This is a genomic window from Streptomyces muensis (assembly GCF_021474425.1).
Taxonomy (GTDB): domain Bacteria; phylum Actinomycetota; class Actinomycetes; order Streptomycetales; family Streptomycetaceae; genus Streptomyces; species Streptomyces muensis.
On sequence record NZ_JAKEIP010000179.1, the window covers coordinates 1 to 17,371 of the forward strand.

Below are 17,371 nucleotides of genomic sequence, written 5' to 3' on the forward strand. Positions count from 1 at the left end.
CTCATCGAGCCGTCCCGCCGCCCCACCCCGGCGCCGTGGGGGACGTGGACTGTGCGGCGGACGTCGCCGGGGTCGGGCGGCGGGACGGCTCGATGAGCGTCAGGGCCTCACGGGCCGGCGCCTGTACGACCTCGGGTTCCATGGACCCGACGGGTTGCGGCGCCGGAGGCTGGGACGGCGCCGCCGGCCCACCGGACGGCGGCGGGTACTGGACCGTCGTACAGCCCGCTAGGGCCGAGACGGCCACGGTGACCAGGAGCGTTGCGGTCGTCGTCGTTCGATGCACGCGGCAACTCTGCTGGTTCCGGAGGCGGTTGGGGCAGGAGAGAAGGTGACGTTGCTCCGTACGGGTGATCTCTGACCCCGTACGGGCGGTGTGCTCCCGCCGCCGCTGACGTCAGTCGCCGGTGGCGCCGTCGACACGCTCGCGGACCAGGTCGGCGTGGCCGTTGTGGCGGGCGTACTCCTCGATCATGTGGGTGAGGATCCAGCGCAGGTTGAACTGCTCGCCGCTGGGCCGACTCCGGCCCTTGGAGAGGTCGTCCAGACCGAAGCCCGCCGCGTTGCGCCGGGCGATGTCGATCTCGGCCTGCCAGGTGGCGTACGCCTCCTCCCAGGTGTCCGCCTCGGTGAGGTGGAACTCGCCGTCCGGATCCTCCTCGGAGTAATAGATCGGGCCCGGGTCCTCGGCCATGAGCACCTGGCGGAACCAGATCCGCTCCACCTCGGCCATGTGCCGCACCAGACCCATCAGGCTCAGCTCCGACGGCTCCACGGAGGCGGTCCGAAGCTGGGCGTCGGTCAGGCCTTCGCACTTCCAGGCGAGGGTCTGCCGGTGGTAGTCCAGCCAGCCCTCCAGCATCGTGCGCTCGTCGGCGGTGGTGGCGGGCTCAAGGCGTTCGACGGTCATGGACCGCATCGTCGCTCAACTCGGGCCGGTGCACGAGGGGTTTTACGGTCGGCCGGTTCCGGGCGTGCCCTGGCCGAACATTCCGTCGAGCAGTTCACGCAGCCCCGCCCGTACCGCTTCCAGGCTCGGCACCTGAGAGCCGAACGACCCGGCGACGCAGCTGAACATCAGCCCGTCCGCCCAGGCGACCAGGGACAGCACGTGCCGGGCCGGGTCCGTGGAGCCCGCAGCCGTCACCAGGGCGGCGAGCTGGTCGCGGAAGCGGGCGCCCGTCGCGTCGAAGTAGGCGCGCAGCTCGGGGCGGCGCGTCGCCTCCAGGGCCAGTTCGTAGCGGGCGAGGGTCAGGGCGCGGTTGCGGGTCAGGGCGCGGTGCGTCGCCAGGGCCAGGCCGTCGGCCAGGGAGTCGAGACCGCCCCGTGGATCGGGCATCTCCTCCAGCGCCAGCACCCGCGCCTCACGCTCCGCGAGCCGGCGCACCGCCAGCTCCAGCAGCGCCTGCCGGGTGCGCGCCACATTGGACGTCGACCCCTGTGGCAGTTCTGCCGCCTCGTCGACCGCGCGGTGGGTGAGCCCGCGCATCCCGCGCTCGGCGAGCAGCGCGAGGGAGGTGTCGGCGACGAGGTCGGCGCGCGCGGCGGCGCTCGGGGTGCGTACGGACATGAAGAGCAACCTACCTTCCGAACTACACCTGTAGTACGGTCGAGGGAGCGCGACACTACATCTGTAGTTTCGCGAGTCGTCCAGGACGCGATTCGTCAGGACGCGATTCGTCAGGACCTGAGTGGTCAGGAGGAGCCATGGCACAGTCGAGGCGGGCCGTCGTGATCGGCGGCGGCATCGGAGGACTCACCGCGGCCGCCGCACTGCACCAGAGCGGCTGGGACGTCACCGTCCTGGAGCGGGCCCCGTCCCTGGAGCCGGTCGGCGCGGCCATCTCCCTCGCACCCAACTCCCTGCGCGCCCTGGACGTCATCGGGCTCGGCGACGAGATCCGCGACCTGGCCGCCTGGCAGGGCGACGGAGGACTGCGCACCCCGTCCGGGTGCTGGCTCTCCCGCACCGACGCCGCCGCGGTGGCCGCACGCTTCGGCGGCCCGCTCGTCCTCCTCCACCGGGCCACCCTCGTCAACAGCCTCGCCGCACTGCTCCCGACCGGAGCCGTCCGCACCGGGGTCGCCGCGACCGTGGCCGACCCGGGAGACACCGACCGCCCCGCACGCGTCAGCACGACGGACGGCGATCTGGAGGCCGACCTCGTGGTGGCCGCGGACGGCGTCCGGTCCGCCGTACGCCGGAAGCTCTTCCCGGACCACCCCGGCACCGTCTACTCCGGGTTCACCACCTGGCGGGTCGTGATCCCGGTACCCGGCGCGGAGTTCGCCTCGCACGAGACCTGGGGCCCCGGCCGCATCTGGGGCTCCCACCCGCTCAAGGACGGCCGCGTCTACGCCTACGCCGCGGCGATCACGCCCGCCGGGGAGCGCGCCCCCGACGACGAGAAGGCCGAACTGCTGCGCCGCTACGGCGACTGGCACGACCCGATCCCCGCGATCCTCGACGCCGCCCGCCCCGAGGACGTGCTGCGCCACGACGTCCACCACATCGCCGAGCCGCTGCCCGCCCAGCATCGCGGCCGGGTCGCCCTGGTCGGAGACGCCGCGCACGCCATGCCGCCCACGCTCGGGCAGGGCGGCAACCAGGCCATCGAGGACGCGGTGGTCCTCGCGCACCACAGCGACGACCTCGCCGCCTACACGGCGGCCCGCCTCCCGCGTACGGTCGCCGTCGCCCGCCAGGCCGTCAAGGTCGCCCGGCTCAACCTGATGACCAACCGCGCCGGGATCGCCGTACGGAACACGACGCTCGCCGCCCTGTCCAAGGTCGCGCCCGCGCTGTTCCTGCGCGGCTTCGAGGACATCGCCGACTGGCGGCCGCCGCAGCGGCCGTATGCTTCCAGGCAGACCCCGGCGGACAACCACCAGAGGAGCACACCCCGTGAAGGTCGGCTGCATCGGACTCGGTGACATCGCGCAGAAGGCCTACCTTCCGGTGCTCGGCACCCAGCCCGGAGTCGAACTGCATCTCCAGACCCGCACACCCGCCACGCTCGCCCGGGTCGCCGACACCCTGCACCTGCCGGCCGGGCAGCGGCACACCGACCTCGACTCGCTCCTCGCGCAGGGCCTCGACGCCGCGTTCGTGCACGCGCCCACCGTCGCGCACCCCGAGATCGTGACCCGGCTGCTGGAGGCGGGCGTGCCGACCTACGTCGACAAGCCGCTCGCCTACCAACTCGCCGAATCCGAGCGGCTGGTGGCGCTCGCCGACCGGCGGAACGTGAGCCTCGCCGTCGGCTTCAACCGGCGCTACGCCCCCGGTTACGCCCAGTGCGCCGACCATCCGCGCGAGCTGATCCTCATGCAGAAGAACCGGATCGGGCTGCCGGAAGAGCCGCGTGCGATGATCCTGGACGACTTCATCCACGTCGTGGACACGCTGCGCTTCCTCGTGCCCGGCCCCGTCGTCGACGTCACCGTGCGCGCCCGCGTCGAGAGCGGGCTGCTGCACCATGTCGTGCTCCAGCTCGCCGGGGACGGCTTCACCGCGCTCGGCGTGATGAACCGGCTCAGCGGCTCGGCCGAGGAGATCCTGGAGGTGTCCGGACAGGACACCAAGCGCCAGGTCCTCAACCTCGCCGAGGTCGTCGACCACAAGGGCCAGCCGACCGTGCGGCGGCGCGGGGACTGGGTCCCGGTGGCCCGGCAGCGCGGCATCGAGCAGGCGGTACTGGCCTTCCTCGACGCCGTGCGCGCGGGCAAGGTGCTCAGTGCCCGGGACGCGCTGGCGACGCACGAGTTGTGCGAGCGGGTCGTCCGGGCGGTCGAGGACCGGGCCGCCTGAGTCGCTGGCGCCGGTCCGCTGGTGCGCCGGTCCGGGTTCAGTGCCTCGGGCGGGCCGGCGAGTCGGGCGTCGTATGATCGGGTCGTCGTTCGCGCGGTTGTGCAGCGGGCCGTCGGCTCAGCGGCAGGCGCCGGCTCCGGACGCCCTCGGTCACGCACCAGGCGACCATGATCAGCAGTGCCGCGTACACCGGCCACTCGCCGAAGCGGATGTACGGCGTGACACCGTCGGCCAACGGCACCTCGTAGACCGCGCCGGTGCTTGCGTCCGTGCCGAGCCAGGGGCCGATGCGCTGCCCGCCCGGGCCGTACACCGCGGAGACGCCGGTCAGGGTCGCGTGCACCATCGGGCGGCCGGTCTCGGCGGCGCGCAGTGCGGCGAGCGAGGCGTGCTGCTCGGGGGCCCAGCTCTGCTGGAACGTCGACGTCGCCGACTGGGCGATCAGGACCTGGGCGCCGTCGTCGACGAGGTTGCGGCTCATGTCGGAGAACGCGGACTCGAAGCAGACCATCGGGCCGATCCGCAGCCCGTGCCCGGCGTTCATCACGACCTGTTCCGTGCCGCGCCTGCGGTCCTCGGCCGCCGCCTCTCCCACGGAGGTGGCCCAGCCCAGCAGCGAGCGGGCCGGTATGTACTCGCCGAAGGGGACGAGGCGCATCTTGTCGTAGCGGGCGCCGGTCGGGCCGTCCGGGCCGACAAGGATCGAGCTCTTGTAGATGCCGGGTTTGTCGGAGCGCCGCGCGTCCACGTTGACCAGGATGTTCGTCCCCGTCTCCCGGGACAGCGCCGCGAGGCGCCGCGCGAGGTCGGGCCGGTCGTCCAGGTCGTAGCCGACGCTGCTCTCGCCCCAGACGATCAGGTCGGCGCCCCGCCCGGCCAGCTCGCGGGTGAGCCGCTCTTCCCGGTCGAACCGCCCATCGGGTCCGCCTCCCGCGCCCTTCATGACTCCCGGCTGGACGACGGCGATCCGGACCCGGTCCGTGACGTCGGGACGCGGGGACCACACCCAGGCGGCCGAGGCGGCGACGGCCGTCGCGACAAGGCCGGCCACCGCGGCGACCCGGCACCGGCGCACCGCCACCAGCACGGCGACCGCGACATTGACGGCCACCACCAGGAAGCTGATCAGCCACACCCCACCCACCGAGGCGAGCCGCAGCGCGGGCGCCACCTCCCACTGACTGGAGCCCAGCACACCCCACGGCCCGCCCAGCCCCTGCCAGGAGCGGATCAGCTCGATCAGCAGCCAACCGGACGGCAGGACCACGAGGGCGGCCGCGACCCGCCCCGGGGACGGCCCGGCGGGCAGGAACCGGCGCACCAGCCAGCCCCAGGGCGCCCAGAGCACACCGAGCAGGCCGGCGATGAGGAACGTGAACACATGCAGGTTCGGCAGCAGCCAGTGGTGCATCGCCAGCATGAACCCGAACCCGCCCCACCAGCCGTCGTACAGCGCCCGCTTCCCCGTCGGCGCGGTGCGCAGCAGCGCCATCCACGGGACCAGGGCGACGTACGCGAACCACCACCACGACGGCTCGGGGAAGGCGAGCACGGGCAGCGCTCCGGCCGACGCGGCGGCCACCGAGCGGCGCCACGGAGAGGCGAGCCAGCGGCTGATCGTCTTCATGCATCACCTCCTACCCCGTGGTTGCTTCCAGTGTGCTCACAGGCACTGACAACGGGACAGCGGGACCCTGCGCCGGGGCGTGGCGGGCGTGGCTCAGTCGACCATCGCGGGCGTGGTCCGTTCGGGCAGCCGGCGCCACTTCTCCTGGACGACGACCTCGCGCAGTCGCCAGCCGGTGTCCGTGCGCAGCAGCGCGAACATGTAGCGGCCGCCGCACACGAAGTCGGGGGCGGAGGAGCCGGCCGGGGAGCCCTCGCCGTTCTGGGCGAACCGCATCGGGTTGATGTAGTCGGCCTGGACCCGGGCGGTGTCGCCGGTGTCCTGCTCCAGGATCCCGAAGCGCACCCTGCGGTTGACGATGAGGTGCTGCCGCATCGAGAACAGCCGCATGCTCTCGGCCAGCCAGTCGGCGACGCTCCCCGCGTCCCCCTCGATGCCGCCGGCCGAGCGGTAGTCCGCGCGTCCGTCGGGAGCGAACAGGCTCCGGTACGACTCCCAGTCGCCGTCGTCCACGGCCACCGCGTAGTCGGTGATCAGTCCGTCGACCGCAAGCCGGTCCCTCAGGGTGGCGAGCTCCACACGCTGCGTCATCGGCTCAGTGTTGGGCATGTGGCGCACGGAGCCAAGAGGGCGTGCGGCGATATTCGACGCGTTCGTTGTCAGTGGGCCCTCCTACGCTGTCGACCATGACCAGATGGATGGGGAACACACAGCTCCTGGCAGAGCAGGCAGGCCTGTTCCGGGCCTTCGCCCGGCGGGGCGACCTGTCGGAGCTGTCGCGCGCCGTGATGCGGGCCGCCTGCCACAACGGCTCCATGACGGGCGTGGGTTCCGAGAACATGGAGCTGCTGCGGGCACTGCCCGACCAGGACCGGCTGAAGCTCGCCGGGACATGGGCCCGTTGGTACGCCCAGGTGGAAGACGTCTGGTCGGCCGAGGAGTTCATGCGGGACCTGGCGTACTTCCGCACCGAGCTGCTCATGGTGGCCTCCGGAGTCGCCCGTGGCCTCGACGGGGATCTGCTGGCCGCCGAACGCCAGGAGCAGCTCGCGGAGTTGCGGGACCAGTACGTCGTCTGGTCGACCCACCGGATCTGGGAGCTGGCCGACGCGGAACTCGCCGCCGGTCGTATCCCCGCCCCGGCCGTCCTGGCCGCCTTCCGGCGCACCGGCGCCGCCGCGAACCTGCCGGGCCACCGCCGCACACAGGTGGCGGCCAACGCCGTGGAACCCGGCATGCGGGACCTGCTGGCCCGGTTCCCCGGCCCGGTACTCAACCCCGGTGAACCATGGGCCGACGCGGCCCTCAAGGAAGCCACTGCGGCAGGGGACCCGTGGCTGCGACTGCTGGCGCATCCGGCCCCGGCGACGGCCGACGCACCGTCGGCGAAGTGGATACGGACCGGGTCGGCTCTGCTGGACGCCGTCGGCCCGGAAGAGGCGCGACGGGCGGTGCTCAGATGGTTCGAGCTCGTTCCCCTGGACCGGACCTCCCCGCTGGTCGGCCATCCGCACCTCCCGTTCGACGTGAACGTGTGCCTGGACCCCTTCAACTCCCATGTGCTGCGCGGACTCGCCTGGATGCTCTCGCTCCTGCCGCCCGCACAGGACACCACCGATGCCCTCGTCGGCCTCGTGGAGACCTCCCTGGACCACCGCTCGGGAGACGCTCCCCGCTCACCGCATGTGGCCGCGGCGGGCATCGCCGCGCTGGCTCGGATCGGGGACCGGGCGGCACGGACCGAGTTGGAGACCCTGAGCCGATGGATCACGCACCAGGGCACGCTGCAGCGCGTGGACAAGGCCCTCGCGTCGCTGTGAATCCGCCAGACCAGCGCGTCGCTCTGATCAAGCCCGGACCAGCGCGTCGCTCTGATCAAGCCCGGACCAGCGCGTCGCTCTGAGCAGCCCCGGACTAGAGCGACTCCCGCCCGGCCCCGGCGCGCAGTCGTTCAAAGGCGGTGGGCGTCGGGCGTTCGTCCAGGAAGTCCTTGATGCGGAGGGCGCATTCCTGCGGAGTGCTGTCCGTGGTGTCGCAGTCCACGTCGTAGACGCCGTGTGCGTGCACCCGCGCCAGCTGGGCGGCGGCGAGACCGGCCGGCCGGTCGCCCCGTCCGCGCTCCCGTCGCTCCAGTTCCTCAGGAGTGCAGTGCACCTTGACGAGAACGACGTCCTGCGGAACGAAGAGCGACAGACAGTCCCGCAGACGCCACTCGGCGCTCAGCACATGGTCGACGACGACGTTGTTGCCGGCCGCGGCCATGCCGGCGACCGCACGGTGGAAGCCTTGCCAGGTGCGATGGAGGACGGTCGGCAGCTGGTCCGGCGGGACCGGGGTACGGGAGCGCATCGCGTGGAAGGCGTCGACGGGCAGATGGAAATACGGTTCGTCGAGGATCCGCAGCAGCTCGGCGGCGATGCTCGACTTGCCCGAACTGGACGTGCCGTTCAGGAAGATGACGAGACCACGGCGGGCGGGTACATGATCCAGGTGCTCCATGGAGTGGATCTTAGGTGCCCGGATAGGGGGCCTGTCTCAGGCCGCCTCGATGACCTCGCCGCGGATGGCGGCCGCCCACTCGACCACCAACAGCTCGTACTCCGCGCGCTCCTGAGCGGACAGCGAACCGCCCGCGCGCAGCCACAGGGCGCGAATCTCCTCGTTCACCTCGGCAGCAGACCGCACGGAACCAGGGCGTAAGGAATGAGGGGGCATGCGGACAAGCCTAGGGGTAAGGACTGACAGTCCGCTACCGGACGGCTACGCACAACGTATGTGATTGGTCACGGACTTGGGGCGGGCCCGCTCGTACTGACCCGCCGGTCAGGAAGTCTCGTCCCCGGAGGGAGAAGGGGGCGGGTCAGCCTGCCGACTCCGCCGCGTGCGGGCTCAGGACACCCGCGGCCACCAGCGCGATGATGACGATGCCGAGCGCGATGCGGTACCAGACGAACGGCATGAAGCTCTTCGTCGAGATGAACTTCATGAACGAAACTATGTCGACGTGTCCTGAGCGGCTTTGACCTGCTGTTTTCCACCACTTTTCAAGATCGAACGGTAGAGCGGTGGGAGATGGCGCCTTCCAGTGCTCTCCCTCGCCGACCACGAACGGCGCAGCCACCTGCTTTGCGGCGAATCGGCAATCTCCTGCTCCATGGCCAGGGCAACGGCGAGTAGAGACCTTCCACGCCGGCGACCTCGCGGCCCATGCGCGTCTCCACGGCGATGCGACTGTGTCGATCTTCATCCAGCCACTCCTTGCCGCCGTGACGAAGCAGGTACAGCCGCTTTCCGGCGTTCGTGGTCGCGGGGAACCGGCCCCTGCCCCGCGGCCAAACTGTCCAGGGCAGGATGCATGAGGCCGACTGGGACGACCACGGTGCCCCGGATGAGCTGATCGGCACGTGAAGAACTGTGCCGCGGTGACCTGGGTGCCCTGGCGGTCGCCGGAGGCGCTCCAGCGGTCACCGCGCCCCAGCGGGCGCTGGCCGCGTTTCTGCGTCTGCCCGCCGGGTGATCTCCGCACCGGGGCACCGCTGCTGGCCCTCGTGCCCCTACGGGGCGGTGTAGCCGGTGGTCGGGTGCACGGGCGCCTCAGGTTGTCGGTGCCGTCGGCTAGCGTGCGAGGTATGCGCTACTTCAATACGGCCGGGCCGTGCGTCCCCACGCGTCACTACATGGTGCCGGCCCAGGAGCGGCTGCCCAGGGCCCGCGGGTACATCGAGCAGGGCCAGTACTTCGTGGTGCACGCGCCACGGCAGACCGGGAAGACGACTGCGCTGGCGGCGATGGCCCGGGAACTGACGGCCTCGGGCCGGTACGCGGCACTGCACTTCTCGTGCGAGAACGCGGAGCCTGCCGGAGAGGACTACGGCCAGGCCGAGCTGCTGGTACTGGAAGCGATCCGGCAGTCCGCGGAGTCCGCCGGGCTTCCCGATGAGCTCGCGCCCCCCGCCTCCTGGCCCGACGCGGTGCCCGGGGCTCGGCTCCAGCGGGGGCTGACGCAGTGGGTGCGGAGCTGTCCGCGTCCGCTGGCGCTGTTCTTCGACGAGATCGACGCGCTGCGGGGGGAGAGCCTGCGCAGTGTGCTGCGCCAGTTGCGCAACGGCTTCACTGTCAGCCGTGGCGGCTTCCCGCATGCGGTGGTGCTGTGCGGGCTGCGGGATGTGCGTGACTACAAGGCGGCCTCCGGCGGGGATCCAGGGCGCCTTGGTACGTCGAGTCCGTTCAACATCAAGGTGGCGTCGCTGCGGTTGGGCGACTTCACCGAGGCCGAGGTCGCCGAGCTGTACGGGCAGCACACCACTCAGACGGGCCAGGATTTCACGGTGGATGCGCTGGAGGGTGCCTTCAGCTTTACCCAGGGACAGCCGTGGCTGGTCAACGCGCTGGCCCGGGAGGTCGTCGAGGAGATGGGGGTGCCGTCGGACACGCCGATCACGGCCGAGCACATGGAGGAGGCGAAGGAGCGGCTGATCCTGGCGCGTGCGACGCATCTGGACTCGCTGGCCGCCAGGTTGGGTGAGGACCGGGTGCGGCGGGTGATCCAGCCGGTGATCGCGGGCGAGCTGCTCCTGCCGACGGACACGTACGACGACGATCTGGCGTACGTGCGCGACCTGGGGCTGGTCGCTCCGGACGCGCCGGTGCGGGTGGCCAATCCGATCTACCAGGAGGTCATTGTCCGGGTCCTGGGGAACAACACGGAGGGCCAGGTCGTCGCCGTTCCGAGCAGCTTCCGGCTGCCGGACGGCCGGATCGACATGGACAAGCTGCTGTGCTCCTTCGCCGAGTTCTGGCGGGAGAACGGCGAGATCCTGGCCACGGCCTCGACCTACCCGGAGGCCGCAGCACAGCTGGTGATGATGGCCTACCTGCACCGGATCGTGAACGGGGCGGGATTCATCGACCGGGAGTACGGGGTCGGCCGGCGGCGTGTGGACCTGCTGATTCGCCAGCCGTACACCGCTGCCGACGGTTCGCGGGCGGTGCAGCGCGAGGCGCTGGAGCTGAAGGTGTGGCGCCAGGGCCGCCCCGACCCCCTCGCCGAGGGGCTGGCACAGCTGGACGACTACCTGGACCGCATGGAGCTGTCCACGGGCACCCTCGTCGTCTTCGACACCCGCCCGCAGGCAGCCCCGGTCCACGAGCGCACCGCCTTCTCGCAGCAGACCACGCCCTCCGGGCGCACCGTCACCCTGCTGCGCGCCTGACGGTCGGGAGACCTCAGCCAGAATCGCCCCCGGATTCTTGGCCGTGTTCCCGGAGCAGCACGGGTTCGGTGCGGGAGCTGGAGGGGCTCGGCAGCCAGGAATCACGGCACGATCACCGCGATGAGCAAGCTCGTGATGTCGGTGGCGATGCCCCGCTTGCAGCCCCGGCTCTTCTTGCTCGGATCCAGCCCCGTCGTGGCCCTGGTGCGTTGACCGAGTTGTGCACGGTCCGGGTTCCGTCACGATCGCGGACGGGTCCTCGCCGCGGCCGCGGCTCGCGCGCACCTGCCGGCGCAACAGGTTGTGGGTCACGCGGTCGGTGCCGTCGTCGCGCCACTTGGCAGGCCCGTCGGCACGGTGCCTTCTGAGCCGCCGGACTGGGATCGGGATCCTGCTGGGCAGGTTGGAAAGGACCTCACATCGCTACTCGGCAGTAGAACTCGGCGGTATTCTCTCGAACCGCAGAGGTGTGTGGTGCTTGCGCTACCTGGACGTTTCGCTGATGTAGTCCGGATCACATCCGAACTGTTTCGCTCACCCAACTTTTATTCCCCTGCGTCTCGAATGGCAGACCAACACTCAATGGCCTATGTCACGAACGCCAGATGTTCTTTTTTCCCTTAGTCGGGCGTACGTTCTTGGCGGTTGGTGGGACGTGGGCCGGTCGCTGGGCTGTGGCGTTCGACTGTGTCGGGGTCACGGCAAGTGGCAGAGCGGCGGGCCGCGTCGACTGCCTCATTCTCTGCCACGCGAGGTGCGCTCCGATGCGGGTGGCCAACATCATCAGGGGTCCTTGGCCCAGCGACATTCCCGGTTAGTGGAGTACCAGCATGTCCCTCGCGGAACTTGATTGCATATTGCAACTTGTGGTGGCCCCGGGGCGGAGCATCCCTGTGCCCGCACGTCTTTCCTACCGCTCGTGGGATCCGTACAGCGTGCATATCGCCTTCCGTGTCGAGGGGCTTGCCACGGTCAGTTGGGTCTTTGCGCGTGACCTGCTTGCTGAGGGTACGGTCCGGCCCAGCGGGCTCGGTGATGTGCACATATGGCCGGGGGATGCGGAACAACCGGGCCTTGTGTGCCTTGAGCTTTCCTCGCCCGACGGCCGGGCGCTGTTGACCGTGCCGCTGGATGTGGTGATGCCATGGCTGGAGCGGACATATCACCTGGTACCGGCTGGCTTCGAGGGAGCGTCCGTCGATCTCGACAACGAGCTGTCCTGGCTGTTGGGCGAAGTCGCCTGACCGCACGTGGAACCACCGGCGCAGACGAGCGTCCTGTCCCACTCCTTGCCGTCGGTGGTGCAACCGCTGGACGAGCGGTGCCCCGACTTGCGGCTGGCCTTCGCGCTCGGACTACGGATGCGCCGAATACAGCCATCGTCCGGCTCACCGACCACCTTCAGGGATCTGCGTCGAACCGGGTGGGGCCGCTGGGTGACGGGGTTGAGTTCGTCTGCCGGCACGACCACGGGGCGGAGGTGCACCAGGTCAAGCGGCGGAAACGCAACGCGAACAGCTGGAACCTGTTGGAGAACGACGTGGCGCGCGCTGCCCGGCGCCACGACACGCGACATCGCGGGCATCGGAGGTTCCTGCGTGCGCATGCCAGAAGCGCTCCGACAGGAGACCGCCCAGCTCCGAAGGGTGCTTCGTCGTCGGTCCCATCGGTGACCCGCACGCTGCCCACGGCAGCCCCGAGCGTGAGGCCTGCGAGCACTGGCCGGTGGCGAACGCGCAGCCATCTGGCCCGAGCGTGCAAGGAGATCGTGAGCGCCCTGCAGGCCGGGTTCCGGGAGGGCTTCGAACTCTCACGCCGGCACGGGTGCTGCGTGGCCTACGGGCCGGTGATGGGTCGACCTCCGGCCCCGTCGGCGACGGGTGGGAGGGGGGCGAGGATCCGCCGGGTCTGCTTGACGACTCCGCCGTCAGCGAGGACGGGCTGGACGAGATGACCGCCGACTTGGAGGCGAATCGTGAAGACGATCGAGGCGCTGACCGAGCAGTCTGGCATCGAGATGCTGGATCTGGCCCAGGCGGACGCCGCGGAGGAGCAGATGCCGGGGGGCTGCCGTGGAAGCAGTCTCGCCCCACAGAGATTGTCTACGATGTCCGGGCATCGCGATCAGCGTGGCTCACAGCGGGGTCGACGTCGGCTGCTCTTGCTGGAAAGCCTCTGCGACCGCGATGAGCGGGGCGGTGCGACCGTCGTCGTAGTGCCAAGCGGCGTCGGACTTGCAGTTCCTTCCGCGATGATCTTTGTACCCTTCGAGGGTGCAGCTGTCGTGGTCGACGTAGCGGCGGTTGGGGGCGGAGCTGCATGGGGTCAGAGTCGAGGCTGTGGCTCCCCGGTTCGCCGAGTGCGACCGCGCTCGAGCGCAGCCGACGCAAGGTATCGGCCAGTTCCCTGTTGATCCAGTCCTCCGGCCGGCGTCCGGTTGTTGTTCGGCGGACAGTCGGTCGGTGGGTGAGGGTGACCCCTCACCGCCCGTCTCTCCATCGGCCGCTTCAGGCCGTCCGGGCATCAGGTCATGGCCTGTGTGATCCCGTCCCAGAGACGGGACCTGGCAGCCAGCGCGAGGGCCGCCGTCTCGTCGGCCTCCTGCCAGCGGGTGTCGTCGGTGCCGCACAGGTCGGCCACCATCTGCATGGCCATCGGCGTGTGTTCCTCGCCGTCGACCTCGATGTGGCGGGCCAGGTAGTCGCAGAAGAGCGGGAACCGGTCGGCCCCCTCCTTCTTGATCACCTGGTCGAACATGTCCGGGATGAGGTCCTCCCGGGAGAAGGCGAAAGCGGCTGCGCGGCAGTGCAGTGGGCGGTCGGCGATGATGCCGAAAGTGGTGCGCACGAACTCGGCCGCGGGGGCGGGCACTTGCGCGACACGCAGCGCCGCCGACACGTCGTGGCCGTCCCTGAGCAGTGCCAGGAACGTGTCGATGGGGGTCGTATCGGCGCCGGCCTCGGTCATGCCCGCGCGGTAGAGCTCGAAATGGCTGGTGAAACCGCCGTTCAACTCGTCGCTCTCCTCCACCAGTACGATGTCGTTGATCAGTCGTCGGCTCACTTCCGAGCCGCGCGGCACCCAGGGGACGTCCACACATGTCAGGTCCCGCTGGAGGGACTTGAGAAGTGACATGAAGTCCCACACCGCGAAGACGTGGTGTTCCATGAACGTCGCCATGTCCGCGCGGCTATTGATCCGCTGGTAAATCGAGTGGGCGGTTACTTCCTTGCGTACGGGTTCGATCGCGGCGCGGACCCGGTCGATCCCCTCGTGGGTCATGTTCCAGTCGTAGCGGGACATGGTTCTCCTTTGCTCTCCCTGGAGTGGAATATTGATCTGAGCATTTTTGGCGCCCCTCGGCAAGCGCTTTACGAAACCCCGTAAGGATCAGCCAATAATTTACCGGTAGTACCGTCGGAAACCCGATCAAGAGTCCCGTTTCGGACAATCAAAAATCTTGGTTTAACGTTGAACACATCGGGTTCCCTTTCCGTACTCGACGGCGTGACCAGTAACCCCGTCACCGTCACCGTGGCCTTTCGCGTGATGCCGGGTCGCGAGGAGGAGTTCCACTCCTGGGGGTGGGCCCTGCTTGGCGCGAGCGCACGGGAGCCGGGGTTCATGGGGGGTGGCGTACTCGTCGACGGAGAGGCGGAGTGGCATGTGATCTATCGTTTCGCCAGCGAGGGCGCCGCGCTGGCCTGGGAGAACTCAACTTCGCGGGCACGGCTGGACGCCCGGGCCGAGGTGTTTGCCCGGGAGGCGGGGCGCAGGCGTGTACGCGGCTCCAAGATGTGGTTCGAACGGCAGACGGCCACGCCCGCGCCGCCGGCTCCGCCGTCCAAGTGGAAACTGTGGTTCGTGAATATGAGCGCGGTCTTCCCGCCGGTGCTCCTGTTCAATCTGATCGTGCTTCCCTATCTGGGTGGCCTCAACGCGCTCTTTCGCACGCTGCTGTTGTGTCTCTGTGTGACGGCTCTTGTCACCTGGATTCTCATGCCACGCCTTCAGCGCTTCTTCCGGAAATGGCTGTATCCACCGCTCCGGGCACTCCGTGGCCGGCACAAGCGACGGACCGCGTAGGTCCGAAATCGATCAAAGGAGGTGAGCGGGTGAAGACCCTGCTCATCGACAACTATGACTCGTATACGTACAACCTGTTCCAACTGATCGCCGAGGTCAACGGTGAGGAGCCGGTGGTCATCCTGAACGACGCCTCGGCCGACTCGATTTCGGATCTTGCCGACTTCGACAATGCGGTGGTGTCGCCGGGCCCGGGCCACCCGGGCACCTCGCGCGACTTCGGCATCAGCGCCAGGCTGCTCGCCACGTCCCCGCTTCCCGTGCTCGGTGTCTGCCTGGGCCACCAGGGCATCGCCCTCGGGGAACGGGGCCAGGTCGATCCTGCCCCACAGCCCCGGCACGGGCATCTGTCCACGGTCCGGCACGACGGGCGGGATCTGTTTCAAGGGTTGCCCCAGCATTTCACCGCGGTGCGCTACCACTCACTGGCGGTGCGCGAGCCGCTGCCCGAGACGCTTCAGGCCACCGCCTGGGCCGAGGACGGCGTCCTGATGGGGCTGCGGCACCGGGACAGGCCTCTGTGGGGGGTGCAGTTCCATCCGGAGTCCGTCCTGACCGAGTACGGCCACCGCATGCTCGTGAACTTCCGCAACCTCACGGCCGAGCGGGCCCGCAAGTCTCGCACGAAGAACACCGCGGTGCCCGCGCCTGCCGCGGCTGTCACCTCGGCGCCGATCGCGCCCACGCGGCGGAGCCGCACATCGATACCGTCCCGTCCCCGCGTCGCCAGCCGTCCCGCCTACCGTCTGCACACCCGCCGTATCACCGGCCCTGTGGACACAGAGGCCGCCTTCACCCGGCTGTACGGTGCCTCACCGCGCGCGTTCTGGCTGGACAGTTCCCTGATCGAGGACGGGCGGTCCCGGTTCTCCTTCCTTGGCGACGACAGCGGGCCGCTCGCCGAGTTCGTAAGGTACGACGTCGACGCCGGCAGCTGTGAGATCGAGCGGTCCGGACGGCCGCCCCGCAAGGTCGCGGCAAGCGTCTTCGACTACCTCAAGCGGCAGCTGGCGAGCCGTCACGTCGATGCCACGGGGCTGCCCTTCGACTTCACCGGGGGCTATGTCGGCTACTTCGGCTACGAGACGAAGGCGGACTGCGGCTCGCCGAACCGCCACCGGGCCAGGACCCCGGATGCCTGCTGGCTGTTCGCCGACCGGCTGATCGCGGTGGACCATCAGGAGGGCTTCACCTACGCGGTCTGCCTGGCGGAGGACACCCCGCAGGCCGCCCGGGAAGCCGCGGACTGGCTGGAGAGCACGCTGGCCCGTCTGACCTTCGTCGCCACAGAGCGGCCGCCGCTGCCCATGTCCGGCGAGGCGGATCCCGAGGCGGCCGAGCCGTGGCTGGTCCGTGACCGGGCGACGTACCTCGCGGACATCGAGGCCTGCCAACGGGAGCTGCGGGCGGGCACCAGTTACGAGATCTGTCTGACCAACGCCGCCCGGTTACCGGCCCCGTCCGACACGTACGACTTCTACCGGGTGCTGCGCCGCGTCAACCCGGCGCCGTACGCGGCCTTCCTGCGGTTCGGGGACCTTGATGTGGCCGGGTCCTCCCCCGAGCGGTTCCTGCGGATCACCCGGGACGGTGTCGCCGAGGCCCGCCCCATCAAGGGCACCGCGCCGCGCGGCGCCGACCTGGAGGAGGACGCCCGGCTGCGGGACGGGCTGGCGGCGGACGCCAAGACGCGTGCCGAGAACCTGATGATCGTCGATCTGCTCCGCAACGATCTGGGCCGGGTCTGCAGGACCGGGACGGTGCGTGTCTCCACGCTGATGGCGACCGAGACGTATGCCACCGTGCACCAACTCGTCTCCACCGTGGCGGGCCGGCTGCGCGAGGGCGCGGACGCGGTGGACTGCGTCCGGGCCTGCTTCCCCGGCGGCTCGATGACCGGCGCGCCGAAGCTGCGCACCCTGGAGATCATCGACGCACTGGAGACCGAAGCCCGCGGCGTCTACTCCGGCTCCCTCGGCTACCTGGGGTGCAGCGGCGGCGCGGACCTCGGCATCGTCATCCGTACGGCCGTTCTCGCCGACGGCGAGTTGCACCTGGGCGCCGGTGGAGCGATCGTCCTCGACTCCGATCCGGTCGCCGAGTATGACGAGATGCTGCTGAAGACGGCGGCACAGATGCGGGCCCTGCGGGAGCTCACCGAGGCGGGGACAGGCGTGCCCGGGGAAGGGGAGGCGGTTCCGGCACGGCCGGGTTCGGGCCGGGAGAGGGAGGCCGCGGCGGCACGGGGCCGGGCGCGTCAGAAGGCAGGGGAGGCAGGGGCGGTCGGTCGCCGGACTCCCGTCCGGGGGCCGGCATGGAGCGGCGAACACCGTGAGCCTGCCGTCCTGCCTGGCACAGGGCCGGGAGTGGTCGGCGGCCGCCGAACCCGAGCCTCAGAACAGGCACGTACCAGCGCCCACCGCGAGTCCACCGCCGTTCCGGGCGTCGCGAAGGAGGGCGCCCGATGAAAACCGAGCCGTCCAGGACGCCCCCGGGCCCCTCCACCACTCCACATGCAGTACCGAACCCGCCGGCCCATGCCACGGCGCCCCGGCATTCCGCCGCCGCGACCGCCCGGTCGGCCCCTCGGCCGCCCGCCACCGCGCACGCTCCGATGCCCCCGCGGTCCAACCC

The 17,371-nt window shown here is 70.1% G+C and carries 16 protein-coding genes and 1 pseudogene; 8 read left to right on the forward strand and 9 right to left on the reverse strand.

The window, feature by feature from the left end:
- On the forward strand, positions 1-335 hold a 335-nt coding region (locus L0P92_RS45535), incomplete at its 5' end, for a hypothetical protein (protein WP_308289772.1).
- A gap of 62 nt (positions 336-397) precedes the next feature.
- On the opposite strand, the gene L0P92_RS30935 is transcribed toward L0P92_RS45535, so the two are convergent.
- Both L0P92_RS30935 and L0P92_RS30940 read right to left on the reverse strand, forming a co-directional pair.
- Positions 398-910 carry a DinB family protein gene (locus tag L0P92_RS30935; protein ID WP_234766354.1) on the reverse strand — a complete coding sequence of 171 codons (513 nt, stop codon included), beginning with the start codon at positions 908-910 and terminating at the stop codon, positions 398-400.
- A 42-nt stretch (positions 911-952) separates the two neighbouring features.
- Positions 953-1,570 (reverse strand): TetR/AcrR family transcriptional regulator, encoded by a 618-nt coding sequence (locus L0P92_RS30940; RefSeq protein WP_234766355.1) that lies wholly within the window; start codon positions 1,568-1,570, stop codon positions 953-955.
- Positions 1,571-1,707: 137 nt separating this feature from the next.
- Here L0P92_RS30940 and L0P92_RS30945 point away from each other — a divergent pair, with 137 nt between their 5' ends.
- Entirely contained in the window at positions 1,708-2,934 is a 1,227-nt protein-coding gene (locus tag L0P92_RS30945; RefSeq protein ID WP_234766356.1) for an FAD-dependent monooxygenase, read from the forward strand.
- Positions 2,906-3,811, forward strand: a complete 906-nt coding sequence (locus L0P92_RS30950) for a Gfo/Idh/MocA family protein (RefSeq protein WP_234766357.1) — start codon at positions 2,906-2,908, stop codon at positions 3,809-3,811. Before L0P92_RS30945 ends, L0P92_RS30950 begins: the two co-directional genes overlap by 29 nt.
- Before the next feature lie 37 nt (positions 3,812-3,848).
- Here L0P92_RS30950 and lnt read toward each other — a convergent pair whose 3' ends face one another.
- Together lnt and L0P92_RS30960 are read right to left on the reverse strand one after the other, a co-directional pair.
- The gene (lnt, locus tag L0P92_RS30955; protein ID WP_234766358.1) at positions 3,849-5,438 is read right to left on the reverse strand and encodes an apolipoprotein N-acyltransferase; all 1,590 of its coding nucleotides are present in this window, start codon (positions 5,436-5,438) and stop codon (positions 3,849-3,851) included.
- A 93-nt stretch (positions 5,439-5,531) separates the two neighbouring features.
- Positions 5,532-6,029 (reverse strand): nuclear transport factor 2 family protein, encoded by a 498-nt coding sequence (locus L0P92_RS30960; protein ID WP_234766359.1) that lies wholly within the window; start codon positions 6,027-6,029, stop codon positions 5,532-5,534.
- Between the two features lie 95 nt (positions 6,030-6,124).
- Between L0P92_RS30960 and L0P92_RS30965 the strand changes: the two genes are divergently transcribed.
- Positions 6,125-7,258 (forward strand): hypothetical protein, encoded by a 1,134-nt coding sequence (locus L0P92_RS30965; RefSeq protein WP_234766360.1) that lies wholly within the window; start codon positions 6,125-6,127, stop codon positions 7,256-7,258.
- Positions 7,259-7,352: 94 nt separating this feature from the next.
- Here L0P92_RS30965 and L0P92_RS30970 read toward each other — a convergent pair whose 3' ends face one another.
- The 3 genes and pseudogenes from L0P92_RS30970 to L0P92_RS30980 form a co-directional block, all read right to left on the reverse strand.
- Positions 7,353-7,937 (reverse strand): chloramphenicol phosphotransferase CPT family protein, encoded by a 585-nt coding sequence (locus L0P92_RS30970; protein ID WP_234766361.1) that lies wholly within the window; start codon positions 7,935-7,937, stop codon positions 7,353-7,355.
- 36 nt (positions 7,938-7,973) lie between these two features.
- Positions 7,974-8,153, reverse strand: a complete 180-nt coding sequence (locus L0P92_RS30975) for a hypothetical protein (protein ID WP_234766362.1) — start codon at positions 8,151-8,153, stop codon at positions 7,974-7,976.
- 145 nt (positions 8,154-8,298) lie between these two features.
- Positions 8,299-8,436 (reverse strand): annotated as a pseudogene (locus L0P92_RS30980) (undecaprenyl-diphosphatase); the annotation flags it as partial.
- A gap of 631 nt (positions 8,437-9,067) precedes the next feature.
- Between L0P92_RS30980 and L0P92_RS30985 the strand changes: the two are divergent.
- Together L0P92_RS30985 and L0P92_RS30990 are read left to right on the forward strand one after the other, a co-directional pair.
- The gene (locus tag L0P92_RS30985; protein WP_234766363.1) at positions 9,068-10,651 is read left to right on the forward strand and encodes an ATP-binding protein; all 1,584 of its coding nucleotides are present in this window, start codon (positions 9,068-9,070) and stop codon (positions 10,649-10,651) included.
- Between the two features lie 830 nt (positions 10,652-11,481).
- Complete coding sequence (locus L0P92_RS30990) at positions 11,482-11,895, forward strand: SsgA family sporulation/cell division regulator (protein ID WP_234766364.1); 414 nt, start codon at positions 11,482-11,484, stop codon at positions 11,893-11,895.
- Between the two features lie 592 nt (positions 11,896-12,487).
- On the opposite strand, the gene L0P92_RS30995 is transcribed toward L0P92_RS30990, so the two are convergent.
- On the reverse strand, positions 12,488-12,664 hold the full coding sequence (locus L0P92_RS30995; RefSeq protein ID WP_234766365.1) for a hypothetical protein: 177 nt from the start codon (positions 12,662-12,664) through the stop codon (positions 12,488-12,490).
- A 510-nt stretch (positions 12,665-13,174) separates the two neighbouring features.
- Complete coding sequence (locus L0P92_RS31000; RefSeq protein ID WP_234766366.1) at positions 13,175-13,954, reverse strand: DUF3050 domain-containing protein; 780 nt, start codon at positions 13,952-13,954, stop codon at positions 13,175-13,177.
- 204 nt (positions 13,955-14,158) lie between these two features.
- On the opposite strand from L0P92_RS31000, the gene L0P92_RS31005 reads away from it, so the two are divergent.
- Complete coding sequence (locus L0P92_RS31005) at positions 14,159-14,737, forward strand: antibiotic biosynthesis monooxygenase (RefSeq protein ID WP_234766367.1); 579 nt, start codon at positions 14,159-14,161, stop codon at positions 14,735-14,737.
- A 29-nt stretch (positions 14,738-14,766) separates the two neighbouring features.
- Positions 14,767-17,205: an aminodeoxychorismate synthase component I gene (gene pabB / locus L0P92_RS31010; RefSeq protein WP_234766368.1), complete on the forward strand. Its 2,439-nt coding sequence runs from the start codon at positions 14,767-14,769 to the stop codon at positions 17,203-17,205.
- Positions 17,206-17,371 lie beyond the last annotated feature (166 nt).

Coding starts and splice junctions, on each gene's coding strand:
- L0P92_RS30985 (WP_234766363.1), top strand. CDS start 9,068: ATGCGCTACTTCAATACGGCCGGGCCGTGCGTCCCCACGCGTCACTAC.
- L0P92_RS30945 (WP_234766356.1), top strand. CDS start 1,708: ATGGCACAGTCGAGGCGGGCCGTCGTGATCGGCGGCGGCATCGGAGGA.
- L0P92_RS31000 (WP_234766366.1), bottom strand. CDS start 13,954: ATGTCCCGCTACGACTGGAACATGACCCACGAGGGGATCGACCGGGTC.
- lnt (WP_234766358.1), bottom strand. CDS start 5,438: ATGAAGACGATCAGCCGCTGGCTCGCCTCTCCGTGGCGCCGCTCGGTG.
- L0P92_RS30940 (WP_234766355.1), bottom strand. CDS start 1,570: ATGTCCGTACGCACCCCGAGCGCCGCCGCGCGCGCCGACCTCGTCGCC.
- L0P92_RS30990 (WP_234766364.1), top strand. CDS start 11,482: ATGTCCCTCGCGGAACTTGATTGCATATTGCAACTTGTGGTGGCCCCG.
- L0P92_RS30935 (WP_234766354.1), bottom strand. CDS start 910: ATGACCGTCGAACGCCTTGAGCCCGCCACCACCGCCGACGAGCGCACG.
- L0P92_RS30975 (WP_234766362.1), bottom strand. CDS start 8,153: ATGCCCCCTCATTCCTTACGCCCTGGTTCCGTGCGGTCTGCTGCCGAG.
- L0P92_RS30965 (WP_234766360.1), top strand. CDS start 6,125: ATGACCAGATGGATGGGGAACACACAGCTCCTGGCAGAGCAGGCAGGC.
- L0P92_RS30995 (WP_234766365.1), bottom strand. CDS start 12,664: ATGCCAGACTGCTCGGTCAGCGCCTCGATCGTCTTCACGATTCGCCTC.
- L0P92_RS30970 (WP_234766361.1), bottom strand. CDS start 7,937: ATGGAGCACCTGGATCATGTACCCGCCCGCCGTGGTCTCGTCATCTTC.
- L0P92_RS30960 (WP_234766359.1), bottom strand. CDS start 6,029: ATGACGCAGCGTGTGGAGCTCGCCACCCTGAGGGACCGGCTTGCGGTC.